Source organism: Microbacterium testaceum, assembly GCF_020781835.1.
Taxonomy (GTDB): Bacteria; Actinomycetota; Actinomycetes; order Actinomycetales; family Microbacteriaceae; genus Microbacterium; species Microbacterium testaceum_H.
The window spans coordinates 384,780-410,319 of the sequence record NZ_JAJGNJ010000002.1; the positions used below are offsets into that span (position 1 = coordinate 384,780).

Consider the following 25,540-nt stretch of genomic DNA (forward strand, 5'->3'; position numbering starts at 1 on the left):
GCCCACGGCGAACACGCGTCCGCGGCATCCGGCCGCTGGTTACTCTCGATGTACGGCGCGCGGAGGCGTGCCTGTCAGCCCATTCCTGGAGGGACTGAGGATGTTCGAGAGATTCACCGACCGTGCCCGTCGCGTGGTTGTGCTCGCCCAAGAAGAGGCGAAGATGCTCAACCACAACTACATCGGGACCGAGCACATTCTCCTCGGCCTCATCCACGAGGGCGAGGGTGTCGCCGCCAAGGCGCTCGAGTCCCTCGGCATCTCGCTCGACGCCGTGCGCGAGCAGGTGCAGGACATCATCGGCCAGGGTCAGCAGCAGCCGACCGGCCACATCCCCTTCACGCCGCGGGCGAAGAAGGTTCTCGAGCTGTCGCTGCGCGAAGCGCTGCAGCTCGGCCACAACTACATCGGCACCGAGCACATCCTGCTCGGGCTCATCCGCGAGGGCGAGGGTGTCGCCGCGCAGGTGCTCGTCAAGCTCGGCGCCGACCTGAACAAGGTGCGTCAGCAGGTCATCCAGCTGCTCTCGGGTTACCAGGGCAAGGAGCCCGCGGGTGTCGCCTCCGGCGCCGGCGAGCAGTCGCAGGGCGCCGCCCAGGGTGGCTCGGCCGTGCTCGACCAGTTCGGCCGCAACCTCACGCAGGCCGCGCGCGACAACAAGCTCGACCCCGTCATCGGGCGCGAGAAGGAGATCGAGCGGGTCATGCAGATCCTCTCGCGTCGCTCCAAGAACAACCCCGTCCTCATCGGTGAGCCCGGCGTCGGAAAGACGGCGGTCGTCGAGGGCCTCGCCCAGGCCATCGTCAAGGGCGACGTGCCCGAGACGCTCAAGGACAAGCAGGTCTACTCGCTCGACCTCGGTTCGCTCATCGCCGGTTCCCGCTACCGCGGCGACTTCGAGGAGCGTCTGAAGAAGGTCACCAAGGAGATCCGCACCCGCGGCGACATCATCGTCTTCATCGACGAGATCCACACCCTCGTGGGTGCCGGTGCCGCCGAGGGTGCGATCGACGCGGCATCCATCCTCAAGCCGCTCCTCGCCCGTGGTGAGCTCCAGACGATCGGTGCCACCACGCTCGACGAGTACCGCAAGCACTTCGAGAAGGATGCCGCCCTCGAGCGCCGCTTCCAGCCGATCCAGGTCGCCGAGCCGAGCCTGCCCCACGCGATCAACATCCTGAAGGGGCTGCGCGACCGCTACGAGGCGCACCACAAGGTGCAGATCACCGACGGCGCGATCGTCGCGGCCGCCAACCTCGCCGACCGCTACATCAGCGACCGGTTCCTGCCCGACAAGGCCATCGACCTGATCGACGAGGCCGGCGCCCGCCTGCGCCTGTCGATCCTGTCCAGCCCGCCCGAGCTGCGTGAGTTCGACGAGAAGATCGCCAAGGTCCGCGAGCAGAAGGAGCAGGCCTCCGAGGAGCAGGACTTCGAGAAGGCCGCAGCCCTGCGCGATGAGGAGAAGTCGCTCCTCGCCGAGCGTCTGCGCCTGGAGAAGCAGTGGCGAAGCGGCGACGTCGCCTCCCACGCGGTGGTCGACGAGGGCCTGATCGCCGAGGTGCTCGCCCAGGCGACCGGCATCCCGGTGTTCAAGCTCACCGAGGAAGAGACCAGCCGGCTCATGTTCATGGAGAAGGCGCTGCACCAGCGCGTCATCGGCCAGGAGCAGGCGATCGCGGCTCTTTCTCGCACGATCCGTCGTCAGCGCGCGGGCCTGAAGGACCCCAAGCGTCCGTCCGGCTCGTTCATCTTCGCCGGCCCCACGGGCGTCGGAAAGACCGAGCTCGCCAAGGCGCTCGCCGAGTTCCTCTTCGACGACGAGGGCGCGCTGATCTCGCTCGACATGTCGGAGTTCGGTGAGAAGCACACCGTCTCGCGTCTGTTCGGTGCCCCTCCCGGGTTCGTCGGGTTCGAAGAGGGCGGCCAGCTCACCGAGAAGGTGCGCCGCAAGCCGTTCTCGGTCGTGCTGTTCGACGAGATCGAGAAGGCTCACCCCGACATCTTCAACTCGCTCCTGCAGATCCTCGAAGAGGGTCGTCTGACCGACGGTCAGGGCCGCGTGGTCGACTTCAAGAACACCGTGATCATCATGACGACGAACCTCGGTTCGTCCGCGATCGCCGGTGGTCCGGTCGGCTTCCAGGTCGAGGGCAGCGCGCAGACGTCGTACGAGCGCATGAAGGGCAAGGTCGACGAAGAGCTCAAGCGCCACTTCAAGCCCGAGTTCCTCAACCGCGTCGATGACGTCATCGTCTTCCCGCAGCTGAACAAGGACGAGCTGCGCCAGATCGTGGGGCTGTTCACCAAGCATCTGGCCGACCGTCTGCTCGACCGCGACATGACCATCGAGGTCTCGGACGACGCGAAGGACAAGCTGATCGAGATCGGGTTCGACCCGACGCTCGGTGCCCGCCCGCTGCGCCGCGCCATGCAGCGCGAGGTCGAAGACCGCCTGAGCGAGAAGATCCTCCACGGTGAGCTCGAGTCGGGCGACCACGTGAAGATCGGCGTCGAGAACGGGCAGTTCACGTTCGAGAGCGGCCCTCGCGGCGACAAGGTCGCGATCGGTGTCGGCACGGCCGGAGAGATCTCGGCCACGCCCGACATCGTCGCCGGCAACTGACACGACGACAGCACGAGGGCCCGGATGCCATGGCATCCGGGCCCTCGTCGTACGCTGGGACGATGACTTCCCCCGCGCCGTTCGTCGTCCGCCCCGCCGGAACCGCCGACGTCCGACGCATCCACGAACTGCTCGAGCCGTTCGTCCAGAAGCGCATCCTGCTCGGCAAGGACCTCGTCGTGCTGTACGGCTCGGTGCAGCAGTTCGTCGTCGCCGAGGTCGACGGCGAGGTCATCGGCTGCGGCGCCCTGCATGTCATGTGGGAGGACCTCGGCGAGATCCGCACGCTCATCGTGCACGAGGACTGGCTGCACCACGGTGTGGGACGGGCGATCGTGGAGGTGCTGGAGGAGAATGCGCGGGCGCTCGGGGTCACGCGTCTGTTCTGCCTCACCTTCGAGGTGGACTTCTTCACGCGCCGCGGGTTCGCACCCATCGGCGAGCAGGTCGTCGATCCCGACGTGTACTCGCAGCTCGTCCGCAGCCCCGATGAGGGCGTCGCAGAGTTCCTCGACCTCGCGCACGTGAAGCCGAACACCCTCGGCAACACCCGGATGCTCAAGCACCTGTGAGCGCGGCATGGCGCGGGCTCGCAGCCGCGCCGCCTACTCTGGAACGATGACCGATGCCCCCCGCAGGCGGCGGCAGTCCCCGGCGGTCTACCGTCGTCGCCGGCTTGCCGCCGCGCTCCTCGCGCTGCTCGTGATCGGCCTCGTGGTGTGGCTCGTCGCGGCGCCGCCGTGGCGCTCCGCCCCCGTCGCCGACCCGGCGCCCGTGGCGAGCAGCTCCGCTCCCGTGCCGTCCGCGGCCGAGCCCGCGCCGTCGCCGACGCCGTCGGAGACGCCGACGCCGACGCCGACCGCGCCCGCCGGCCCCGTGGAATGCGCTCCGGCGGACATCACCGTCGAGGCGCTCACAGACAAGGGCGAGTACGCGCAGGGTGAGAACCCGCAGCTGTCGATCCGCCTCACCAACACCTCGGCGACCCCCTGCACGATGAACGTGGGCACGAGCGCCCAGTCCTTCACCGTCACCAGCGGCTCGGACGTGTGGTGGCGGTCGACGGACTGCCAGTCCGAGCCCAGCGACATGGAGGTCACCCTCGCCGCCGGCCAACAGGTCACCAGCGCGGCGCCGCTGACGTGGGACCGCACGCGCTCGTCGGTGAGCTCGTGCCAGGGCGAGCGTCCGTTCGCCCCGGGCGGCGGCGCCACGTACCACCTGAGCGTGTCGATCGGCGGCATCCCCTCCGCCGGCACCGCGTCGTTCATCCTGCAGTGACGGTGAGAGGGGCGGATGCCACGCGGCATCCGCCCCTCTTGACGTTCCGGTCAGGAGCGGGTGTCGCCGAAGACCTCGCCCTCCATCGCGTCATAGCCCTCTTCTTGCGGGTCGCGGTGCAGGCCGCCGGACAGGGCGTACTCCTCCTCGGGGGAGAGCACGAGCCGGTGGCGTCCGTAGAGCGCGAAGCCGATGAAGATCACGGCGTACACCGCGATGATCGCGACGATCGCGAGCAGGTACGCCGGGTTTAGCAGCAGACCGAAGAACACGATCGCGGCGATGATCGCCGCCGAGTAGGCGCCGAACAGGCCCCACGGGCTCTTGTACGGGCGGACCGCGTTCGGGAACTTCCGCCGCAGCACGATGAACGACACCATCTGCAGGAAGTACGCCACGACTGCGCCCCACACGGCGATGTTCAGCACGATGGCGCCGGCGGGGCTGGCATCCCCACCCGCCGCCTGCACGACCACGAGGGCGAGGAAGCCCAGCGCGGCGCCGAACACCAGCGCGACCCAGGGAGTCTTGCGCGCGCCCGTGAGCGACAGCCACCGCGGGTAGTAGCCGGCTCGGGACAGCGAGTACATGTTGCGCCCGTAGGCGAACATGATGCCCATCAGCGAGGCGAGCAGTCCGATGAGCGCGAGGAGCGACAGCAGAGCGGCGGCCTGATCGCCGACCATCGCGCGGAAGCCGTCGAGCAGCGGTTCGAGCGACTGGCCTGTGGCATCCGACCCGAGCACGCCGGTGTTGAGGAACAGCACGATGAGGCCGGTGATGATGAGCGTGCCGCGGGCCCAGAGTCCCGCGCGGGGGATGTCGCGGGCGGGCTCGTGCGACTCCTCCGCGGCGAGGGGCAGCTCCTCGATGCCGAGGAAGAACCACATCGCGAAGGGGAGCGCGAGCAGGATCGACCAGACCCCGAACGGCAGGAACGCCGACTGGCCGGGGTCGGGCGTCTGGTCCCACAGCGAACCCCAGTCGAACGCCCCGGTCGCGAGCGCCATGATGCCGAACACCACGATGATGCCGATCGAGATGACCGACACGACGATCGCGAAGACGAACGAGATGTTGGCGCCGGCGGCGTTGAGGGCGATGAAGACCGCGTACAGGATGAGCCACCACACGAAGGGCGGCAGGCTGACGCCGGTGAGCAGCTCCAAGGCCGAATCGGCGTACTGCCCGGAGAAGTAGACGACGACGGCCGTCGTCGCGACGTACTCGATCGTCTCGGCGAGGCCCGTGGCCAGGCCTCCCCACGGCCCCATCGCGGAGCGCGCGAAGGAGTAGGCGCCGCCGGTGTGCGGCATCGCCGCGGCCATCTCGCCGATCGAGAACGTCAGGCCGTAGTACATGATCACCAGCACGACGAAGGCGATCAGCATGCCGCCGAAGCCGGCGAAGCCGATGCCGAAGTTCCACCCGGAGAAATCGCCCGAGATGACGGCGGCGACGGCGAGACCCCACAGGCCCCACACTCCCGCCGAGCGTTTGAGCGTGCGTTTCTCGAAGTAGGTGGCGTCGGTCGCCGTATAGGTGGCCCCGGCGACCTTTTTCCGGGAGCTGCTCGAGGTGGACATGGGGCCTCCAGACGTATCGGACAGGCTTCGGGCGCGCCTTTGCGGAAGATCATGGACCCCTATTGGTCGACCTGTCTACCTTTGGCGTGTAAGTTCCTCGTTACGTCCTCGGTTCGGGGATTCGAGCAGGCGAGAGGCAGAGACCATGGCGGGCAATCTCACCACCGCGGAACTGGATGCCGCGATCGACTCCGGCGAGATCGACACCGTCGTCGTCGCGTTCCCCGACGCGCAGGGCCGGCTCGTCGGCAAGCGCGTCGCCGCCCGTTTCTGGCGCGACGAGGTGCTGCCGCACGGGGCCGAGGCGTGCAACTACCTCCTGTCGGTCGACGTCGACATGAACACCGTCGAGGGCTACGCGATGTCGAGCTGGGAGAAGGGCTACGGCGACATGCTGCTCGTCCCCGACCTCGACACCCTTCGTCGCGTCCCCTGGCAGGAGGGGACGGCGCTCGTCATGGCCGACCTCGCGTGGGAGGACCGCGCCCCCGTGGTGCAGTCGCCGCGTGGCATCCTGAACGCCCAGCGCGCGCGGCTGGCCGCTTCGGGGCTGCAGGCCTACGTCGGCACCGAGCTGGAGTTCATCGTCTTCGACGATTCGTTCCGGGATGCCTGGGGCAAGGGCTACACGGGACTCACCGCCTCGACCGACTACAACGTCGACTACAACCTCCTCGCCACCACACGGCTCGAGCCTCTGCTGCGCGACATCCGCCGCGGCATGGACGGTGCCGGCATGTACTGCGAGGGCGTCAAGGGCGAGTGCAACGACGGCCAGCAGGAGATCGCGTTCCGCTACGCCGAGGCGCTCGAGACCGCCGACAACCACACGATTTACAAGAACGGCGCGAAGGAGATCGCCGACGCGCACGGCAAGTCGCTGACCTTCATGGCCAAGTTCGACCAGCGCGAGGGCAACAGCTGCCACATCCACCTGTCGGTGCGCGGCGACGACGGCGAGGCCGTCATGGCCGGCGACGGTGAGCACGGCTTCAGCCCGTTCATGGAGCACTGGATCGCCGGCATCCTGGCCACCCTGCGCGAGTTCACGCTGCTGTACGCCCCGACGATCAACTCCTACAAGCGCTACGCCAAGGGGTCGTTCGCGCCGACAGGCGTCGCGTGGGGTGTCGACAACCGCACGTGTGCACTGCGGGTCGTCGGCCACGGCGGGTCGCTGCGCGTGGAGAACCGCGTACCCGGCGGGGACGTCAACCCGTACCTCGCGATTTCCGCGATCATCGCCGGCGGTCTCCACGGGGTGCAGCAGAAGCTTCCTCTGCCCGCGCCGCTCACCGGCAACGCCTACGCGGCCGGGGTGGACACGCTGCCCACGACGCTGCGCGAGGCCGCCCGCCTGTTCTCGGAGTCGAGCGTGGCCCGGGCGGCGTTCGGAGACGACGTCGTCGAGCACTACCTCAACCAGGCGCGTATCGAGGTGGAAGCCTTCGACGCCGCCGTGACCGACTGGGAGCGCGTGCGTGGTTTCGAGCGTCTCTGATCCGTCCCGGACCCCCGTCGTGGGGCTGACGACCTACCTCGAGCGGGCCACGCAGGGCGTGTGGGACGTGCGCGCGTCGTTCCTCCCGCAGCAGTACTTCGACGCCGTCACGGCGTCGGGCGCCACCGCCGTGCTGCTGCCGCCGCAGCCCCGACCCGCGCAGGCCGCGGCCGCCGTGCTCGACGGCCTCGACGGTCTCATCCTCACCGGCGGCCTCGATGTGCAGCCCGAGCTGTACGGCGCCGAGCGGCACCCGCTCACCGACCCGCCGCGCGCCGACCGCGATGCGTGGGAGCTGGCGCTGCTGGCCGGGGCGCGGGAGCGCGGCATCCCGGTGTTCGGCATCTGTCGCGGTCTGCAGCTCATCAACGTCGCCCTCGGCGGGACGCTGCACCAGCACCTCCCCGAGGTCCTCGGCACCGAGCGCTACAAGATCGGGGGAGGGGTCTTCGCCGAGAACGTCGTCCGGGTGGATGCCGGAACCCGGCTGGCCGGCCTCGTCGGTGCCGGAGACCTCACCGTCCACAGCTATCACCACCAGGGCATCGACCGGGTCGGGGAGGGGCTGCGGGTCACCGCGCGCACGGACGACGGACTCGTGCAGGCCATCGAGACCAGCGGCGACGACTACCTCGTCGCCGTGCAATGGCATCCCGAGGAGAACGCCGAAGACCGGCGCCTGTTCCTCGGCCTCGTCGCCGCCGCCGCGCGCCACCGCGCCGCGCGTACCGCCTCCGAGCATCAGGGAGTCTCCGCATGAGCACCTTCGCCGTCATCGACCCGTCCACCGGCACGCCGATCACGACGCTCGCCCGTGCCGAGGTGGAGCACGTGGATGCCGCCGTCGCCGATGCGGTGCGGGCGCAGCGCGCATGGGCAGCCCTGGCGCCTGTCGCCCGCGCCGACGCACTGCGCGCGTTCGCTCGCGTCGTCGAGGCGCATGTCGAGGAGCTCGCCGCCCTGGAGGTGCAGAACTCCGGCCACCCCATCGGATCGGCGCGGTGGGAGGCCCAGCACGTCGCCCAGGTGTTGAACTACTACGCCGGGGCCCCCGAGCGACTGGTCGGAAGCCAGATCCCCGTCGCGGGCGGACTCGACGTGACCTACCACGAGCCCTACGGCGTGGTCGGGATCATCGTGCCCTGGAACTTCCCCATGACGATCGCCGCGTGGGGCTTCGCCCCGGCGCTCGCCGCGGGCAACGCGGTCGTTCTCAAGCCCGCCGAACTCACGCCCCTCACCGCCATCCGGCTCGGCGAACTGGCGCGGGAGGCGGGTCTGCCCGAGGGGCTCTTCCGAGTCGTGGTGGGGTCGGGCTCGGTCGTGGGACAGCGGTTCGTCTCGCACCCCGACGTGCACAAGGTCGTGTTCACCGGCTCCACCGAGGTCGGCACCGAGGTCGCCGCCGGCTGCGCGCGCCTGCTCAAGCCCGTCACCCTCGAACTCGGTGGCAAGAGCGCCAACATCGTCTTCGCAGATGCCGACCTCGAGCGGGCCGCCGCGGGTGTCCCGGGGTCGGTGTTCGACAACGCGGGTCAGGACTGCTGCGCGCGCAGCCGCCTCCTCGTCCAGCGCAGCGTCTACGACCGCTTCCTCGAGTTGCTCGAGCCCGCCGTCGCCGCGTGGCGCGTCGGCGACCCCCGCAACGAAGAGACGCAGATGGGACCGCTGATCTCGGCATCCCACCGATCCACCGTCGAGGGCTTCCTCGACGGCGCGGACGTGGCGTTCCGCGGCTCCGCTCCCGAGGGCGACGGCTTCTGGTTCGCGCCCGCCGTCGTGCTCGCGCAGCCGGGGCACCGGATCGCGAGGGAGGAGGTGTTCGGACCGGTGCTCGCCGTGCTCCCGTTCGACGACGAAGCGGATGCCATCCGCCTCGCCAACGACACCGCGTACGGTCTCGCGGGCTCGATCTGGACGGAGAACCTGGGCCGTGGCATCCGGGTCTCCCGCGCCGTGCGCAGCGGGGTGCTGTCGGTGAACTCGCACTCGTCGGTGCGGTACTCCACCCCCTTCGGCGGCATGAAGGCCTCCGGCCTCGGCCGCGAGCTGGGCCCGGATGCCGCCGAGCACTTCACCGAGACCAAGAACGTCTTCTACGCCACCGAATGACACCGCCCCTCTGAACCTCGTCCCACTTATGACGCCCCTCGTCCCACTTATGGCTGGTGTGGAGGCCCCACACCAGCCATAAGTGGGACGAGGTTCAGCTCGAAAGGAACCACCGCACATGACCATCGACCTCACACAGCGGCTCCGCGACCGTGTCGCCATCGTCACCGGTGGCGCGTCGGGCATCGGCCTGGCCACCGCCCGTCGCTTCGCCGCCGAGGGCGCCCGCGTCGTCATCGCCGACCTCGACGAGACCACCGGCTCCGCGGCCGCCGCCGAGGTCGACGGGGTCTTCCGCCAGGTGAACGTCGCGGACGAGGCATCCGTCGACGCCCTCTTCGACGGCGTCGCCGCCGAGCTCGGCAGCGTCGACATCGCCTTCAACAACGCCGGCATCTCGCCCGCCGACGACGACTCCATCGAGACGACCGAACTGCCCGCGTGGGACCGCGTGCAGGACGTCAACCTCAAGAGCGTGTACCTGTGCTCGCGCGCGGCTCTGCGGCACATGGTGCCCGCCGGGCGCGGGTCGATCATCAACACCGCGTCATTCGTCGCGCTGCTGGGGTCGGCGACCTCGCAGATCTCCTACACCGCATCCAAGGGCGGTGTGCTCGCGATGACCCGTGAGCTCGGCGTGCAGTTCGCCCGGCAGGGGATCCGCGTCAACGCGCTGTGCCCCGGACCGGTGAACACGCCCCTCCTGCAGGAGCTGTTCGCCAAAGACCCTGAGCGCGCGCAGCGGCGCCTCGTGCACGTGCCGATGGGCCGATTCGCCGAACCCGAAGAGATGGCGGCGGCCGTGGCCTTCCTGGCATCCGACGACGCCTCGTTCATCACCGCAACGGCGTTCGTCGTGGACGGCGGCATCACCAACGCCTACGTGACCCCCCTGTGACCTGCGGCATGACAGGCTGACGGGATGACCGAAGCGCCGTTGGACGATTTGCGCCGGGCTGTTTATCGGCCCGTCCGCAGCGGCAACGCGCTCGAGGACACGACGGCTCGCATCGTGCAGACCGTCCGGCTCGGCCTCGTCGCGCCGGGGGAGTCGCTGCCCGCCGAGCGCGAGCTCGCCGCCCTCTACGGCGTCAGCCGCGACACGGTGCGCGAGGCCATCCGTGAGCTGGCGGACGCCGGGTGGCTCGAGACCCGGCGCGGCCGATACGGCGGGACGTTCGTCGTCGACCCGGTACCGCGGCCCACCGACCCGCCGGCGGTGTCGGCGAGCGAGCTCGACGACGTCATCGCCCTGCGCGGTGTGCTCGAACCCGGGGCCGCCCGGGCCGCCGCGGGACGCGCCCTGTCCGCCGACGAGCGCGACGCGCTGTGGGCGCGGCACGAGGCAGCCGCCGTGGCCGTCGGCGCGGACTACCGCCGGCTCGACACGCTGCTGCACCTGACGATCGCCGAGCTGGCCGGCATTCCGTCGCTCGTCCCGCTCGTCGCCGAGAACCGGGCGCGCGTGAACGCGTGGCTCGACACCTTTCCGCTGCTGCCGCGCAACATCGACCATTCCACCGCCCAGCACGCCGCGATCGTGTCGGCGATCCTCGCCGGGCGACCGGATGCCGCCCACGCGGCGATGCTCGACCACGTCGCCGGCAGTGAGGCGCTGCTGCGCGGGTTCCTGGCGTAGCGCGCGCCCCAACCGGAATCGAACAGGCAGGGCCGGCCACCGACGCGACGCGGTCGGGATGCCGCGGATAGGCTCGGGGGATGGCCGGCGGCAAGAAGCGCAAGGGGAAGAAGGCTGACGTGGAGTTCAAGAACACCGCTCTCACCGACGCCCTGCAGACCCAGGACATGGCGGCGATCGCCTTCGCCCTGCGGCACGGGCCCACCGTCGTGCCGCTCATGCGTGCGGGAGACGCCGACAACCCGCTCGACGTCGGCGAGGTCTGGACCTACCGCGACCCCGACACCGGACAGATCGCGCTGCTGCTGTTCAGCGACGCGGCGCACAAGCCCGAGACGCTGCCGCCGCACGTCGCGCTGCAGTCGCCGCAGTGGCTGCGGACCTTCCTCGACCGCCACCGCGACGAGATCACGACCGTGTTCATCGACATCGCGGGGCCGCACCCCATCCAGGCCAGCCCCGTCGACCTGCTCGCCGCCCTCGAGGCCTGACCGGCCGCGCCCGCACATCTCCTGCGCCTTGGCGGAGTGTGCGGTGTGTCGCGCGGACGGAGGCCGCTCGTGCCGGAGTTGTGCGGGCGGCGGTGCCGGCGTTGCGGCGGGATGGATGCCATGACCCGGGCGCCCCACGCCCTCGATGCCCACGCAGGTGAAGTGTCCGACTCGCGCGGGTGAGGCGGGCGTGTAAGACTCGAGGCATGGAGTACCTGATCGCCGGTGCCGTGTGCGCCGCCGGACTCGTGATCCCCGCCGTGCTCGGCTTCACGTCGCCGCACCGCCGTCGCCGCTCGGCGCCTCCCGGCCACTGACGCGGCCGGCGCCCTTCCCGGCCGTTGATGCCCGGCGGCCGCCGTTCCCGGCCGTTGACGCCCGGCGGCCGCTGGTCCGGCCGTTGACGCCCGGCGGTCGCCGTTCCCGGCCGTCGACTCAGAACTCGGGCGCGACCTCATCGCGCGGCATCCCGCGCACCTTCAGCTCGTTCAGGGCCTGTGCGAGCTTGCGCGACCGTGAGTCGAGCACCGTGTGATAGCCCAGACGCGCGGCCTCGGACGCCCGTTGTGCGGCCTGCGTGACGTTGCGGATCTCGCCGGTCAGCGTGAGTTCGCCGATCGCGGCGAGCCGCTTGGAAACGGTCCGGTTCTGCACGGCGTTGGCCACCGCGATCGCGATCGCCAGGTCGGCAGCCGGCTCGACCAGCCGCACGCCGCCGACCGTCGAGACGTAGACGTCTTTGTCGGCGAGCGAGACGCCGATGCGGCTCTCGAGCACGGCGAGCACCATCGCGACGCGCGAGGAGTCGACGCCGTTCACGATGCGCCGCGGATTCGGCGCGGTCTGCTTCACCGCGAGGGCCTGGATCTCGACGGGCAGCGCGCGCCGACCCTCCATCGCGATCGTGACGCACGTTCCCGGCTCGGGGTCGCCGTGTCCGAGGAAGAGGGCGCTGGGGTCGCTGACCTCCGCGATGCCGCTGCCGGTCATGTCGAAACAGCCGACCTCGTCGGTCGGGCCGAATCGGTTCTTGAGCGCCCGGACGAAGCGCAACGACGTCTGCCGGTCTCCCTCGAAGTGACAGACGACGTCGACGAGGTGCTCGAGAACGCGCGGTCCGGCGATGGTGCCGTCCTTGGTGACGTGCCCCACGATCACCACCGGCAGCCCGCGTTCCTTGGCCACGCAGATGAGCGTGGATGCCACCTCGCGCACCTGGGCCGGCTGACCGGCAGCGCCGTCGCTGAGCGCGGACGACACCGTCTGCACCGAGTCGACGACGAGCAGTTCGGGCTCGACCTGGTCGATGTGCCCGAGGATCGTGGCGAGGTCGGTCTCGGACGCGAGGAACAGCTCGTCGTGCAGCGCGCCGGTGCGCTCGGCGCGCAGACGCACCTGTGCCGCCGACTCCTCGCCGCTGGCGTACAGCACCCGCCGTCCCGCGCGAGCGCTCTGCGCGGCGACCTCGAGCAGCAGCGTGGACTTGCCGACACCGGGCTCACCGCTGAGGAGGATGGCGGCGCCCGGGACGATGCCGCCGCCCAGCACGCGGTCGAACTCGCCGACGCCGCTCGTGCGGCGCGGGGCGTCCTGCGTATCGATATCGGTGATGCGGCGGGCCGCCCGCGCCGCGCCCGGGGCGACAGCGGTGACGGACCGGGTGATCCCGGTCTGCTCGGCGGCTTCGACGACAGTGCCCCATGCCTGGCACTCGCCGCACCGACCGACCCACTTCAGCGTCGTCCACCCGCACTCGGTGCACCGGTACGGGGCGGCCGTGGGAGAGGGACGACGGGATGCCATGCGCCCAGGCTACGCGGGCCCTCCGACATCGCCGGCGGCCGGGGTCCGTGGCATCCGCATAAACGCGATCCACGCCCATAAACGCGATGACGACGCGTTTCTCGGCGCGGATAGCGTTTATCGCGCTCGCGCTGGCGCTCGCGCTCGCGCTGGCCCGCGCCGGCGCTCGCCGCGCCGCCCGCGCTCGCTGCCCGGCCGCGCTCGCGCTGGCCCGCGCCGGCGCTTGCGGCCCGGCCGCAAGGCCGGGCGCTCAGTCGCGCAGCGAGTCGGACACGGCCGTCAGGGCGTCGGCGGAGCGGCGCAGGAGCGTCAGCTCCCGGTCCGAGAACGGAGTGCCCGCGAGGGGGACGGCTCCGCGGGCGCTGACGACCGACGGTACCGACAGTGCCATGCCGTTGATCCCGTGGAAGTCCTGCAGCACGGTGCTCACCGGGAGGATCGCGTGCTCGTCGCGCAGGATCGCCTCGACGATGCGCGCGCTCGACAGGCCGATCGCATAATTGGTCGCGCCCTTGCCGCGGATGACCTTGTACGCCGCATCGCGGACGTCGACGGCGATGGCATCCAACTCGGCTTCGTCGAAACGCGTGCCGTCGGGGAGGTCGTACTCGGTGATCGGCACGGAGCCGATGGTGGCGGTCGACCACAGCGGGAACTCGGTGTCGCCGTGCTCCCCGACGATCCAGGCGTGCACGCTCCGGGTCGCCACGCCGGCGCGTTGCGCGATCTTCCAGCGCAGCCGGGAGGTGTCCAGGACGGTTCCCGAGGCGAAGATGCGGCGTGTGGGCAGGCCCGTGGCCTGCTGCGCGAGCACCGTGAGCACGTCGCACGGGTTCGTGACGATGACGTAGATCGCGTTCGGTGCGACCTCGAGAAGTTCCGGCATCATGCGGCGGAGAATGCCCGCGTTGGTCGCGGCGAGCTCTGTGCGCGTCTGGCCGGGGTTCTGCTTCGCGCCCGCGGTGATGACGACGACGTGCGAGCCCTCGGCCACCGAGACATCGCTCCCGCCGGTGATGTCGCTGGACCCGGTGAACTGGGTGCCGTGCGCGAGGTCGAGGACCTCGGCCTCGACCTTGGCCTCGGCGATGTCGTAGAGGGCGACGTGCCGGGCCGAGCCGCGGATGAGGGCGGCGTATGCGACGCTGGCCCCCACGCTCCCCGCGCCGACGACGGTCAGTTTGGAGTTCTCGATCACGCTCATGATCCGATCCTGGCATCGTGCGCAGACCCCCACCAGGATGGTGTTTCGACGATGGAGGACCGGATGCCGTGACCCGGGGCATCCGCCGATTCGCGGCATCCCGCGGAGTGTCGTAAGCTGGTCGGCGGTGACGTGTCCGAGCGGCCGAAGGTGCAACTCTCGAAAAGTTGTGTAGGGTAACCCCCTACCGTGGGTTCAAATCCCACCGTCACCGCCAGAGTCGAAGCCCCGCGAACCCATGTGAACACAGGGATCGCGGGGCTTCTGTCTTTCCCCTAACCGGCTTCGTGGGTAAGAAATGGGTAAAACCGGTGTTCCGACGGGTTGGGTCCGCCGGGCGACGAGGTCAGAGGCTTGGCGGCGTGGTACCGGGATCGGGCTGCCATGGCAGCTCTGCCCGGGTCGCCTGGGCGTTCATCGCCGGCGCCTCCGCAACGATGATGACCGCGGCGTGCCTCGCTCTGGCGAGGGCTTCAGCGACGTAGTCCAGGTCGTCGTCGAACAGATCGGCGTAAGTATCGAGCGTCATTGCCGCCGAGGCGTGTCCGAGCATCCGCTGTACAGCCTTGACATTGGCGCCTGCGCTGATCGCCAGGCTTGCCGCTGTGTGCCGCAGGTCGTGCGGGGTAATCCTCGGGAAGGTGGGGTCGATATGCATCGTTCGCCGCACTGCGGCGGCGAACCACCCATCGCGCGAGTTCGGAAGGCGCTGTGGCTGCAGGCCGTCACCGAATAAGAGATGCTCAGGGCGCTTGCGGCGCAGTTGATCCCGGATGAGCTCGTCTAGGAAGTGCGGGAATGGGACGGACCGGGCGGCGTGTGTCTTGGGCGTGCCGGTGTGGATCGTGCCATTGACCATGACCGCGTTCTCCTGGACGTTCACTCGCCGGCGCGTGAGGTTGACGTCCGCGACGCGAAGTCCTGTCGCTTCCCCCCAGCGCAGACCGGTGTATGCGAGAAAGTAGACGAGGGCTGGATGAATCGCCTGCCGGGCGAGGAGGTCGACTTGCTGGTGCGTGAGGTACACCCTGCGCTTGGCGACCTTCTTCGGCAGCTTGACTCCTCGCGCCGGATTGTCAGCGAGGCGGCGGTCGCGAACTGCCACATCGAGCACGGCGGCGAGCAATCCGTAAGCTCGGATGGTCGTAGTCGCTTTGCGCTGAGTCGCGATCTCCGTCACCCAGGCCCGCACATCGCTATATCGCACGGCGTCGAGTCGTACCGACGCCCAGCGCGGGCCAACGTGCGTCCGCCACGCAGAATGCAGAGCGTGCATTGACGATGGCTTGAGGACGGCCGCCTGGTCGAGAAGCCACGCATCTGCCAGCTCGCCGACGGTAACGCGGGAGTCGACAGGATCGATGTACGCCTTCTTCTCGATCGACACGGTGACGTCGGCCAGAAATTGTTGTGCGTCAATCTTCGTACGGAAGCCGCGCTTATTGGCGTGAGTGCCATCGGGCTTCTTGTAGCGCACGAGGTACCGCGTGCCTTGTGTCGTCTTATAGCGCTGAACGCTTCCCACAAATCACCCGCTCGTGCCATTGCTTCGAAGGTAAACCGAGTATTTCAGGTATCTACTCTTGACTTACTGAATACTTCAGTTACACACTCGTGTCAACCCAACCCCGGCGAAGGAGCACGAGATGACATCAACGAATCAGCACGGACTGTCGCTCCAGCCCGGCGAGTACCTCACGCCAGCCCAGGTGGCGGAGATCCTCCCGGGGCTGACATTGAACTCACTGGCGGTCCGACGGCACCGCCACCAGGAACCGACGTTCTGCCGGCTGGGTCGCACAATCGTGTACCCACGTGAGGTCATCGAGAAGTGGATCGAATCGGCCACGGTGGAGGCGCGACGCCATGCGGGCTAACAGGCCAGAGGTTGTGGCCGTCGCCAATCAGAAGGGCGGTGTCGGGAAGACGACGGTCGCGATGCAGCTCGCCGCCTCGTTGTCCCGTCGGCTACGTGTGTTGCTGGTGGATGTCGATCCTCAGCAGTCGGCGGCGTGGTGGGCGGAGAACGCCGATGACGCGTTGCCTTTCGATCACGCGGCGCTGCCGGGACTTCCGGACGTGGCTCGGTTGAGGCAACTGGGCGCGCGCTACGACCTCGCGGTGGTCGATACCCCGGGCAGCCTCGAGGACACGAAGACTCTGCAGACCGTCCTCGAGCTCGCAGACTTCGTCGTCGTTCCCCTCCCGCCGGAGCCCCTTGCGGTGAACCCGACGGTCCGCACGATCGCCCGATTGATCGAGCCGCGCGGCGTGCCCTACGCGGTCCTGTTTAACCGCATCGACTCCCGCGTCCCGGGGCAAATAGGCGAGTGGGAGCGACTGGTCGACGACACGCTGCGTCTTCCTCGTTTCGTCTCGTATCTGCGTCAGTACCGGGTGCACGCCACCGCGTCGGCGGCAGGTCGCGTCATCACTTCTGTCGCGGACACGCGTCGCACCGCTGGAGCGATCTGGGATGCGACGTCCGTGGGGTTCGAGCTCCTCGGCCGGCTCTCGACTCAACGAGCGGCGGGGTGATCCCGCCATGGCACGCATCGATCTCGCATCCCAGTTCCACGACGTCCGCTCACGTGTCTCGACACAACCGACGACCCCGCCAGCAGCGGGGGTGCAGGACGGGCCGAAGTATCGGCGGCTGACACGCAAGGAGACGCTGCTGCACGCGGATCAGCTCGTCGACCTCGCCGCGCTAGCCCGGTTCCGAATGAAGCAGCGCCGGATACGGACGGAACGCATCACCGAGAACTCGCTGGTGAGAATCGCCGTCGACCTTCTCCTGGACAACCAAGACCTGCTCGACGGATCAACCGAAGCGGAACTCCGAGACTCCATCCTGATCGGCGTCGCTCGCCTCACCGCACGATCCGAGACGCCGACGAGTGCTGAGGGCCGGGGCTCCGAACTACCGCGGTCCGACAGTCCGGAAGGTACAGCCTCCGGTAGCTCGGAAGCGAGGTCGGAGGTGAAGCGATGATCTCGGTGACTGTGTACTCGACCGGTCCTGACTGCAAGCAGTGCTGGGCCACGTGCAAGCGGTTCGAGGACGCCGGCATCACGGTCACCGTGCGTGATCTGTCCGAGTCCGGAACTGACGCAGATCGGGAGTACGTGACGACCGAACTCGGGTACTCCCAGGCCCCGGTCGTCGTGGTCGATGACGAGCCGCAGAATCACTGGAGCGGATTCCGACCCGACCTTATCCAACGCCTCATCACCGCCCACCATGACGGCCGGCACCCCGCCGAGTTGCCGGCAGCCGCCACCGCCCCCGCCAGCAGAGGGATGAGCCATGGGCGTTGAACGGGACGGGAGCACGGAGGACGAGACGAGCGCGGAGGAGCGTCGCCGCCAGATGAAGCGCGAGCAGAACAAGCGCTGGCGGGACGCGAACCCCGAGCGTGAGGCAGAGAATCGCCGTCGATACCGGGAGAGGGCACGCGAGAGGGACCCGGAGGGGTGGTTGCGGAAGCACCGTGAGCAGGAGAAGCGCGCGAACCTGAGACGCCGGCAGCGACGTGAACGCAACGCTCGGAGCCGGGAGAGGTACGCGGAGAACATCGAGCGATCGCGTGAGAAGAGCCGGCAGTACCGGCGTCAGCAGATCGCACGGGAGAAAGCACGAGACCCTGAGGGGTATCGGCTGCGGCACAACGCGGAGATGCGCGAGTGGCGGGCGAAGAACCGGGAGCGACTCAACGCACGCCGCCGGGAACAGTATCGACAGAACCCAGGCGACCGACGTGCGCAGTCGCAAGAGTACTTCGAGAAGAACCAGGAACACGTCCGGGCGAAGCGACGCGAGTACTACCGCACCCACCGCGAAGCGGAGCTGGACGCGAATCGGCGATACAAAGACCGCGAACGCCGGCGACGGGAAGCCGGCCTCCCTCCCCGCCGCCTCCACAAAGTGACCGCGGAAGAACGACGTCGGAATCAGGCGGCTGCGGACGAGTTCTTCAGCCGGCCCATGACCCCCGAACGCCGAGCCGCGCTCGAGCGAACACCGCCCGAGCTCATCGACCGGTGGCAGCAGGAAAGCGACCGCCTCCGCAGCCTCCACGCCTACACCCAGAACGAATCCATCCGGGAACGCCTTCACCGCGAGCATGAGGTCCGAGTGCTCGCACAGCGCGACCGAAGTGACGGCAGAGCGGTTCGAGCCGCTGCGGAGGATGCGCGCATGGACGCCATCGCCCGCATCATCAACGACCACCTCCGCCGCCACCCCCGCACGACGCGACCGTCGACTGAAGCACCCGCCACCGAATTGCGCTCACCGCAGACAAGAGATGGGCGTGGCCTGTAACCGGGCAGCGCGTACTCTCACATCAACACGAAGGATCCTCATGATCGATCGAGCCATCGCCGAAGCCGTCACCTACCGCGTCGCCGTCGCCGCGCTCTCCTATTACGACGGCAAAGAAGACGAACAACCCGGGTACAGCCTCCGCGACGACGTCCGCTGGTGCCTAGAACCCCTGAAAGGCGTCGTCGCCCCTGCCGCGGAGACCACCTTCAGCTGGCTCATCAGCAGCACCATCACCGACCCGACCGCAAATCGCGAACGGCTCTCCAACGGCCTCGCCGCCGTCAGCGCCTGAACGTCGAAGTGCTCGCGCGCTGAATCGAGTGGCTACAAGCCGGGCGAGCGAGGCGTCGGGGCGGTGATCTCCGGATCGACCGACGTCTGCGCGATTCGCTGGACCGTACGTTCGATTGCGGCTCGCCCTGCGCGCAGCACTTCACGCTGCATGACGGCGCTTCGTGAATCATCTCGGATCGGCAGTTCGGGGAGCACTCGGCGCTGCGCCAGATCATAAAGCGACAAGACACTCTCACAGTCCGCTCTCGTGACCGGCGCACCGCTGTTTGCGATGTAGTCCGTGACGCGACGCAGCTCGCCCAGCCACAACACACCCTGACTGCCACGCAACGGTGCTCGCAACGCCGCACCAACAGCGTTCCAAGCCGCCGCTCGCGGCGGACCGTCGTAGGCACTCTCGCCATCCCCGTCGAGAACCAAGACCCGATCCACCGACTCGCGCGGGATAGCCCGCAACGTCTCCACGATGTCCTTCCAGCTCGTCGCCGAGCCACGTTCCGCCTGCGCGCCAGTGGAAGCGAGCTGCTGCTGGAGTCGCTGCGTCGCGATGGTCACCGCCGCCTCGGTCTCGCGAGGCACGGTGACAACGATGCGGGTGGTGAAGCCGGCGCTCTTGAAGGCCGCGAGAGTCTCGTTAGGGGACGCGCTGATTGCGTCGTCGTCGATGATCAGGGGCAGCTTGCTCTGCCGCGCCCGATCGAGCGCCTCCTCCAGCAGGTCCTCCCGCCCGCCTCGCCGCGAGCCTCCGTCAAGCGCCAGCAGATCCGACCGATTCACATAGGCCGTCGGGAATGGCGAGGACGCGAGGAGCCGTCTGACCGCGCGCGCGGGAGCCGCGCCGGGCCCGCCCACCAGAATGGTGACCACCGGCGCATCCACAGGGTCCACCCCGGCGAACGCGGCCGCGACAGCCCCCGAAGGTGCCGCGTCGAGCCCAGCTGCAGTGTCGGCGCTCACGCCAGCACCTCTCTCAGGATCTCGGCGAGCTCGCGGCTACGCGCATCAACCGCGGCGCGGTCATATCCGTCCGTCTCCAGCGTCTTCCGCCGCACCGCCAGCGCACCCTCACGATCCGACAAGACCATCCGCGCGACCACCACGTCCGAAAGCTGACGCATCTGCTCGAAAGCGACCACGTCGCCCACACGCCAACTCGACTCCGACCGCTCCACCAAGACCCTCCTGAGGCGTAAGTCTAGGAGATACCTCAAATACACGGTGCGAGCCCGCGGACGACGACATCTTGCTGGTCCGTTGGGCAGAATAGGCAGCATGGCCAAGCGTGCACGACCCGCCACGAGCACCGAGCTCGAGGGTCCCCTCCGCGTGCTCGGTGTCGGGTCCATGGTCAGCATGAGCATCATCGGATACCTCCGCGACCACGGCCCCTCAAAACGAGGCGAACTCGCCAACGGCCTAGACCTGCTCCCGGTGACAGTCGCGAAAGCACTCAACGAGCTACTGGCCGCGGACTTGATTCGCAGCGACCCGCCGCTCTCGGAACTGCGACGCGGACAGGGCGCGACCTACCGGGTCAACAACCCGGCGGTGACCGATCTGTACATCCAATTCGGGCAAGGCCTTCGCGAGCTGTGAAGCGCACGCCTTGGCATCTCCGCGGAGACACGAGAGGCTCGCGCGGCGGCTCGGGCGACGATAGGCAGGGACGACTGACCCGGGGGCACAGAGCGCGTGCTTGGCGCTCTCTGACAAGGTCACGAAGAACTAGCCAATGCCTTCGTAGCGAAGTACTGAACCGTCAGCCCGACTACGTCTCCGCGCGCGTGCGCATCGACCGGACTCGAGCGGCCAGAGACGCCTATGCGCCACACAGCTGGCCGATTGTCTGTCTCGTCTAGACCCAAAAGTATGCAGCACGCGGCGAAGATCTTGGGGCCCATCGGCACCAACACGATTCGGCTAGCGTCAGAAACTCCAGACACCAGGGACTCGAGGCGGTAGTAAGTTTCGCCCGGGTCAAGCACTGGATACCTGATAACGTCCCGCGGCTCGAAAACCGACAGGAGCAACCGATTTGCGTCGGTCAGCGCCGACGAATACTTCGGGTCGTTGCTGTCGGGCCAGAATGCCCACGCTCGGCTCGGCTCGAGGAGTTCGAAGGCGCCAATTGCTCTTTGAGGCTCGTAACCTAGCCCAAAAATCGCCGTGAGCGGCAACGACGTACGGCGCAGCAGACCGTGAAACGCAGGCCCTACCGGCCCCGCTTCTAACGGGCTGGAGCTCAAGTCGGGATCTGGCGGTGAGAATGCTGCCGGCGCATACAGGAGGTCGGCGCGCAGGGTGTTCAGCTCCTGTGCCCGTCGCTGGAGGCTGGCAAGGAGGATCGCAAGTCGACGTCGATCAAGGCTCGATATGTCGATCCCGACGGTGGACTTATCAGCAATGTCCGAGAGAGTGCGATCGACAGCAGTGGCGAAATTCTCAAGGTTGTCAGCCTTGACCAAGGTCGTGTTCTTCAGACTCTCCAGCACTGAGAGGTTGCGCATGAACGCGGCAGAGCTCTGTCGGCTATACGGGAAATACAGCCGCTGTCGTGCTCGGACTGTCGATGCAATGTGGGACGAGCGAGACTCGTATCCGACCGCTCCAATCAATACGTCGTACGAGTGCTCCGCTCCGGCGAGAGGCAGGACCCGGCGAATCAAGATTCTGACTCCGGTGCGGAGTCGAACAAAGAGAGAACCGAATCTGAAGTTGCTGGCGACTCGGCCAGGATCCGACTCAAGTGCACAGATTTTCCGAGGCGAAGAGGGATCTCATACTTGTCGCGGACCGAAAGCAAGTACGTGATACGGAATCGCTCGCCGTCGAGCTTGGAGAGCAGGCTTGGGCTGCTCGGCCCTCTCACATGCACTACGGCGCCGGCGTTGAGCGCAACTCGAAGCATCGATTTTGTGTCACTGTCGACGGCGTCGTCCACTACGAACGTTGTAGGGATGTCTGCAGAGAACGGACCCAATGCCCTCCGATTGAAGAACGCAGCGATCGTGTTGATGAGGGTCAGTACTCGGTATCGCGGATCTCCAAGGTTGGTCGGAAGCAACTCCAGAAGCGCCTCGAATCGTTCGGCGGCGTCCTTTAGCGCGTCATACTGGAAACCGTAGGGAACGCGATTGCGCTCGCTATCGAACCTCGCAAGCATTTGGCCGAAGACCGCCTTCATCCACCGGGGGTTCGCTTCAAGCGCCGCATATACAACGTCCTGGCCGCTGAAGACCTCATCTACCTTCTTACGTGTTCGGCGGCTGACTCCTCTTGATGAGAAGCGCAGCAACGCGTCACGAAAGACCAGCAGCGGGTAAAACTTTCGAATAGTGGACGAACGCTGCACGTAGCTAAGTGACCCGAGTCTTTGAAGGTCGACCTCGCGCCGCTCGAGATACTTGGCGAATGTCGGATCGTTCGCCTGCATCTCGTACATGAGGTCGAGCTTTTTGCTACCCGGCTCTATGTCCGACGGTTTCCAGTTTCTTCCGCTTGCGTCGATTTCCGACGTGCCCAGTGCCTTGAACGGACTGGCTTGCGCGCCCACGCGACTCGCGAGCATAGACCTGAACATGCTGTCGGCGAACTTTCGGCCGCCCCGCCTATCACCGGACCATAGATATACGGGCACGAAGTCGTTGTCGGCGCTCGCAGCCCCTACGCCCTCGAATGCCGTGCTTGCGTTGTTGTCGAACGGGCTGAAGGACATCTTGAGGACTAGCTGTCGTTCACCACCACGCACACTCCGGATGACAAGCTCGTGCACCTCACGCGGCGCGAGCTCCATCTCGTCTAACAGAAGCGCCCACCGATGATCAGGCTGTGCGGTCATGCGGTTGATTACTCGGATGGCGAATCGGACTGCCTCCATAGGCGAGGCAGATCCACCCGGGACAACGTCTTCCAGGAGCGACAGCTGGTCGGTTGTCCGCCATGCGCTGAGGAGCGAGCCGATTCGAAGAAGACGCTCATCAAGTGCAGAGAGCAGCCCGTTGAGCGTTCTAGTGCGGGGGGTCAGTCCCCACGCGCGAGCGCAGACCTCTACGAGTTCGGACTCAGCCTCCCGCGTGAGACTTGCCGGGAGGTGAATGTCCCCGCCCAACTCGAAGTAGTCGAGTCGGTACTGGAGCGTCTCGATGATCGCTGAGAGTACCTGCGTGCCGAAGGCCGCCAGGCTCATCGATCGCAGAGCGTCGGTTTCCTCTGCGGTGACCCCTGTCGGCCGAGAAAGTTGCGTAGACCACAGTCGGTCCGCTGGCACGAACACCGAGGAGTACGCAACCTGGTCTCGGATGGATTTGGCGCGAGGATGCTTCCAGAGCGTTAGGGTTTCGCCCTGCAGCATGCGCAAAATCGTGGTCTTGCCGCTACCCCGTGGGCCGACAAGGAAGGAGTGGTCGGGACCGACGATGTTCTCGAACTGAGGGGAGATCACGAAGCTGGACGCGATCTCCTCTGCTGACATCTTCCGAGCATTCAACGCCTCGAAGAGCGCGCCCTCTCGCGTCATCATGTCCATGTTGCTTTCCTCGCCACGGTGGTGACTGCAAACTGTCGATCACGTTCCAGTAGGTATCCCAAGGTTTCGAGACGATCCTCGAAGAGACTCATGTCGACCGGTCCGAGGTATTGGGCGAGCGGATACTCAGACAGGATGCTGCTCCAACGATCGAATTCAACTCCGCGAGCGTCCAGCGCTGCCGCAACTTGATCCGCCAAGTCACGTGGGTCGTTCAACGCTCCGAAGCCAAACTCCGACGGCAGCCCGGTGGTCGGCGGCGCTGGACGCCAGCCATGTCCGAAGCTCCAGGCCCATGACAGCACCTTGCCACGAGTGATGGGTTGCCCGAGCGTTCGCGCGGTTTCGAACTCGACGACGTGGAATTGATTTCGTGCGACCGCGGCCACGGGCTGCCACAGGTGACCGCCGACGCTCGCCGCACAGAGAACCATCGGGGAATAGGCGGACCCGCCGTCCACCGTGAAGTTCGGAATGTGTTTATGTCCATGCACCAGCATCCACCTGCCGCAGTTGACCGCACGTTCTAGCAGATCGAGCAACTTTTCCCCGTTCGTGGCGGGGCCGTAGGTGTCCTTCAAGAGATCGTGCCGGGCATGCTCCACCGGGTGGTGATGCATCAGCGCGATGTTGACCACCTTCGGTTCAAGTCCTTGCAGTGCGGCCTCGATCTTCGCCAGACGGTCGACGGAGATCGAGCCTCGCTCGACATGCAGCAGGTGAGCATCCACGTCGTCCTGCGACGCGGCCGGGCCGGGGTGTGATGGGAAATCCGCGCAGGTATTGATGTTCAGGATCCGGTAGCCGGGATCCCTGTCGTCGACATAGAAGCCTTCAGCCCAGTACTGAGCAACGAGTATCGGGTCATCGGTCGGAAAGCTGGGAGTCAGCATCTTCAGGAACTGAGCCTGGTCCGGGCTTGGCTTGCGTGTGACGACATCATGGTTGCCTACAGTCGCTACGACGGAGTTGGCACCGAACGCGCCACGCAGGTGATGTAAGGCATTCCATCCATAGAGTCGCCCAGGCTCGTGTGCCCGATTACCGAGGTCACCCGGGCAAAGGAGAAGATCTGCTTCGAGATGATTCTCGCGGACAAAGCCCGCGAGATCGCGGAGCGGATTCTCATTCGCCGGACTCGAGGGTGGCTCGGTGATAACCCAGGTATCGCCGTGTGGCGCCTCTCCGGCGTGAACATCCGAGAGAATAGCGATGCGCAAGACTCAAGCCTCCCGCGGTCGCTGAGTGGAGAAGATTAGCTCCTTCACGGATCTCCTTTTCGCCGGGTTACCGGCCAACGTCGAGTGTCTTGTGATCTCAGTCACATAGAACCCCGCATACAGGTCGCGAACGGACGCGTGTGCGGCGTTCGTCACGATGACGTGAACCCCGTTCTCTCGTAGGTCGGCGCAGCGGCGCGCGAGTCTCTCCTGATCGGACCAGCTGAAGAGTGTCTCGTTGTAGTGCACAAACCCGTTGTCGTTGTGGGCTGTCACGTAAGGGGGGTCGACGAAGACTAGGTCATTCGGCTCCGCGGTGCTGAGGGTCTGCTCGAAGTCTCCGTGATTGATCGTGGCACGCTTCAATAGGGCCGCCGCCGCGGTCAGGGCGTCGAGGGCGACTATATTGCTTGACTTGGGCAGGCCGAATGGAACGTTGAACTGCCCACTCCGATTGACCCGGTAGAGGCCGTTCCAAGCTGTTTTGTTCAAGTAGATGAACTGAGCGGCCGCCTCGCTGACATCCGCTGGCCGTAAGCCGCGGACCTCCAAGTACGCATCCTTATTCACCTGCCATGCGGAATACCTGTCGAACACTGCGCGCGGATTTGCGCGCACGCCCTCGTAGGTGCGCACAAGCGCTTCAAGCTGGTCCCCAAGCGTCGCACGGGCCGGCTCGAGGTGGAAGAAAAGCGAGCCCGAGCCTAGAAAGGGCTCGTAGTAGTGCGCGTAGGTTGCCGGGACTACCCGCGCGAGCTGGGCCAGATGCGACCGCTTGGATCCGGCCCATCGAAGAAACGGGTCTGCGATGACGGTCCCCCTCCGTGATGCCGGCTCATTCTATCGATCTGTGAAGGCGGAACTGAGCTAGCGGGAAAGAAGGATGCACGCAGGCACTTGAAGTGGGCGGCGTAGCCGGAGTTCGGAG

Annotated in this window: 26 protein-coding genes and 1 tRNA gene; 17 read left to right on the top strand and 10 right to left on the bottom strand. The window is 67.2% G+C overall.

Features of this window, described 5'->3' with window-relative positions:
- Positions 1–100: 100 nt before the first annotated feature.
- The 3 genes from LL239_RS04395 to LL239_RS04405 all read left to right on the top strand — a co-directional run bounded on the left by LL239_RS04395 (position 101) and on the right by LL239_RS04405 (position 3,907).
- Positions 101–2,626 (top strand): ATP-dependent Clp protease ATP-binding subunit, encoded by a 2,526-nt coding sequence (locus tag LL239_RS04395; protein ID WP_228162228.1) that lies wholly within the window; start codon positions 101–103, stop codon positions 2,624–2,626.
- Positions 2,627–2,688: 62 nt separating this feature from the next.
- On the top strand, positions 2,689–3,198 hold the full coding sequence (locus tag LL239_RS04400; RefSeq protein ID WP_228162229.1) for an amino-acid N-acetyltransferase: 510 nt from the start codon (positions 2,689–2,691) through the stop codon (positions 3,196–3,198).
- A 46-nt stretch (positions 3,199–3,244) separates the two neighbouring features.
- Complete coding sequence (locus tag LL239_RS04405; protein ID WP_228162230.1) at positions 3,245–3,907, top strand: hypothetical protein; 663 nt, start codon at positions 3,245–3,247, stop codon at positions 3,905–3,907.
- Positions 3,908–3,957: 50 nt separating this feature from the next.
- Here the strand turns inward: LL239_RS04405 and LL239_RS04410 are convergent, their stop codons facing one another.
- Positions 3,958–5,493 (bottom strand): amino acid permease, encoded by a 1,536-nt coding sequence (locus LL239_RS04410; RefSeq protein WP_228162231.1) that lies wholly within the window; start codon positions 5,491–5,493, stop codon positions 3,958–3,960.
- 145 nt (positions 5,494–5,638) lie between these two features.
- On the opposite strand from LL239_RS04410, the gene LL239_RS04415 reads away from it, so the two are divergent.
- The 6 genes from LL239_RS04415 (at position 5,639) to LL239_RS04440 (ending at position 11,236) form a co-directional block, all read left to right on the top strand.
- Complete coding sequence (locus LL239_RS04415) at positions 5,639–6,994, top strand: glutamine synthetase family protein (RefSeq protein ID WP_228162232.1); 1,356 nt, start codon at positions 5,639–5,641, stop codon at positions 6,992–6,994.
- Positions 6,975–7,754: a gamma-glutamyl-gamma-aminobutyrate hydrolase family protein gene (locus tag LL239_RS04420; RefSeq protein ID WP_228162233.1), complete on the top strand. Its 780-nt coding sequence runs from the start codon at positions 6,975–6,977 to the stop codon at positions 7,752–7,754. The genes LL239_RS04415 and LL239_RS04420 overlap by 20 nt, the downstream gene beginning before the upstream one ends.
- A complete protein-coding gene (locus LL239_RS04425; RefSeq protein WP_228162234.1) occupies positions 7,751–9,106 on the top strand; it encodes an aldehyde dehydrogenase family protein in 1,356 nt (451 codons plus the stop codon). Before LL239_RS04420 ends, LL239_RS04425 begins: the two co-directional genes overlap by 4 nt.
- 118 nt (positions 9,107–9,224) lie before the next feature.
- Positions 9,225–10,004 carry a 3-oxoacyl-ACP reductase gene (locus LL239_RS04430; protein WP_228162235.1) on the top strand — a complete coding sequence of 260 codons (780 nt, stop codon included), beginning with the start codon at positions 9,225–9,227 and terminating at the stop codon, positions 10,002–10,004.
- Positions 10,005–10,028: 24 nt separating this feature from the next.
- Positions 10,029–10,745 carry a FadR/GntR family transcriptional regulator gene (locus LL239_RS04435; protein ID WP_228162236.1) on the top strand — a complete coding sequence of 239 codons (717 nt, stop codon included), beginning with the start codon at positions 10,029–10,031 and terminating at the stop codon, positions 10,743–10,745.
- Between the two features lie 80 nt (positions 10,746–10,825).
- Positions 10,826–11,236, top strand: a complete 411-nt coding sequence (locus LL239_RS04440; RefSeq protein WP_228162237.1) for a dehydrogenase — start codon at positions 10,826–10,828, stop codon at positions 11,234–11,236.
- A gap of 435 nt (positions 11,237–11,671) precedes the next feature.
- Here the strand turns inward: LL239_RS04440 and radA are convergent, their stop codons facing one another.
- The gene (radA, locus tag LL239_RS04445; RefSeq protein WP_228162238.1) at positions 11,672–13,039 is read right to left on the bottom strand and encodes a DNA repair protein RadA; all 1,368 of its coding nucleotides are present in this window, start codon (positions 13,037–13,039) and stop codon (positions 11,672–11,674) included.
- A 250-nt stretch (positions 13,040–13,289) separates the two neighbouring features.
- Positions 13,290–14,243 carry an L-lactate dehydrogenase gene (locus tag LL239_RS04450; protein ID WP_228162239.1) on the bottom strand — a complete coding sequence of 318 codons (954 nt, stop codon included), beginning with the start codon at positions 14,241–14,243 and terminating at the stop codon, positions 13,290–13,292.
- A gap of 126 nt (positions 14,244–14,369) precedes the next feature.
- On the opposite strand from LL239_RS04450, the gene LL239_RS04455 reads away from it, so the two are divergent.
- Positions 14,370–14,460: transfer RNA gene (locus LL239_RS04455), tRNA-Ser, on the top strand.
- Positions 14,461–14,589: 129 nt separating this feature from the next.
- On the opposite strand, the gene LL239_RS04460 is transcribed toward LL239_RS04455, so the two are convergent.
- Positions 14,590–15,720 (bottom strand): tyrosine-type recombinase/integrase, encoded by a 1,131-nt coding sequence (locus LL239_RS04460; RefSeq protein WP_228162240.1) that lies wholly within the window; start codon positions 15,718–15,720, stop codon positions 14,590–14,592.
- Between the two features lie 169 nt (positions 15,721–15,889).
- Between LL239_RS04460 and LL239_RS04465 the strand changes: the two genes are divergently transcribed.
- From LL239_RS04465 to LL239_RS04490, 6 genes are read left to right on the top strand one after another with little or no spacing between them, the layout of a single operon-like run.
- Positions 15,890–16,120 (top strand): helix-turn-helix domain-containing protein, encoded by a 231-nt coding sequence (locus LL239_RS04465; RefSeq protein ID WP_228162241.1) that lies wholly within the window; start codon positions 15,890–15,892, stop codon positions 16,118–16,120.
- Positions 16,121–16,133: 13 nt separating this feature from the next.
- On the top strand, positions 16,134–16,781 hold the full coding sequence (locus LL239_RS04470; RefSeq protein WP_308218560.1) for a ParA family protein: 648 nt from the start codon (positions 16,134–16,136) through the stop codon (positions 16,779–16,781).
- Positions 16,782–16,788: 7 nt separating this feature from the next.
- Positions 16,789–17,238, top strand: coding sequence for a hypothetical protein (locus LL239_RS04475; RefSeq protein WP_228162243.1), 450 nt, complete (start codon positions 16,789–16,791; stop codon positions 17,236–17,238).
- A complete protein-coding gene (locus LL239_RS04480; protein WP_267188884.1) occupies positions 17,235–17,564 on the top strand; it encodes a glutaredoxin family protein in 330 nt (109 codons plus the stop codon). The genes LL239_RS04475 and LL239_RS04480 overlap by 4 nt, the downstream gene beginning before the upstream one ends.
- Positions 17,554–18,570: a hypothetical protein gene (locus LL239_RS04485; RefSeq protein ID WP_228162244.1), complete on the top strand. Its 1,017-nt coding sequence runs from the start codon at positions 17,554–17,556 to the stop codon at positions 18,568–18,570. Before LL239_RS04480 ends, LL239_RS04485 begins: the two co-directional genes overlap by 11 nt.
- Positions 18,571–18,610: 40 nt before the next feature.
- Positions 18,611–18,865: a hypothetical protein gene (locus LL239_RS04490; protein WP_228162245.1), complete on the top strand. Its 255-nt coding sequence runs from the start codon at positions 18,611–18,613 to the stop codon at positions 18,863–18,865.
- Between the two features lie 32 nt (positions 18,866–18,897).
- On the opposite strand, the gene LL239_RS04495 is transcribed toward LL239_RS04490, so the two are convergent.
- Positions 18,898–19,824, bottom strand: coding sequence for a hypothetical protein (locus LL239_RS04495; RefSeq protein WP_228162246.1), 927 nt, complete (start codon positions 19,822–19,824; stop codon positions 18,898–18,900).
- Positions 19,821–20,012: a hypothetical protein gene (locus LL239_RS04500; RefSeq protein ID WP_228162247.1), complete on the bottom strand. Its 192-nt coding sequence runs from the start codon at positions 20,010–20,012 to the stop codon at positions 19,821–19,823. The genes LL239_RS04495 and LL239_RS04500 overlap by 4 nt, the downstream gene beginning before the upstream one ends.
- 127 nt (positions 20,013–20,139) lie before the next feature.
- Between LL239_RS04500 and LL239_RS04505 the strand changes: the two genes are divergently transcribed.
- Positions 20,140–20,463 (top strand): hypothetical protein, encoded by a 324-nt coding sequence (locus tag LL239_RS04505; RefSeq protein WP_228162248.1) that lies wholly within the window; start codon positions 20,140–20,142, stop codon positions 20,461–20,463.
- Positions 20,464–20,582: 119 nt separating this feature from the next.
- Here the strand turns inward: LL239_RS04505 and LL239_RS04510 are convergent, their stop codons facing one another.
- The 4 genes from LL239_RS04510 to LL239_RS04525 all read right to left on the bottom strand — a co-directional run bounded on the left by LL239_RS04510 (position 20,583) and on the right by LL239_RS04525 (position 25,422).
- Entirely contained in the window at positions 20,583–21,374 is a 792-nt protein-coding gene (locus tag LL239_RS04510; protein ID WP_228162249.1) for a hypothetical protein, read from the bottom strand.
- Positions 21,375–21,529: 155 nt separating this feature from the next.
- Complete coding sequence (locus LL239_RS04515; protein ID WP_228162250.1) at positions 21,530–23,392, bottom strand: ORC-CDC6 family AAA ATPase; 1,863 nt, start codon at positions 23,390–23,392, stop codon at positions 21,530–21,532.
- Positions 23,383–24,612: a metallophosphoesterase family protein gene (locus tag LL239_RS04520; RefSeq protein ID WP_228162251.1), complete on the bottom strand. Its 1,230-nt coding sequence runs from the start codon at positions 24,610–24,612 to the stop codon at positions 23,383–23,385. The genes LL239_RS04515 and LL239_RS04520 overlap by 10 nt, the downstream gene beginning before the upstream one ends.
- A 3-nt stretch (positions 24,613–24,615) precedes the next feature.
- Positions 24,616–25,422 carry a DNA adenine methylase gene (locus LL239_RS04525; protein ID WP_228162331.1) on the bottom strand — a complete coding sequence of 269 codons (807 nt, stop codon included), beginning with the start codon at positions 25,420–25,422 and terminating at the stop codon, positions 24,616–24,618.
- Positions 25,423–25,540: the final 118 nt, after the last annotated feature.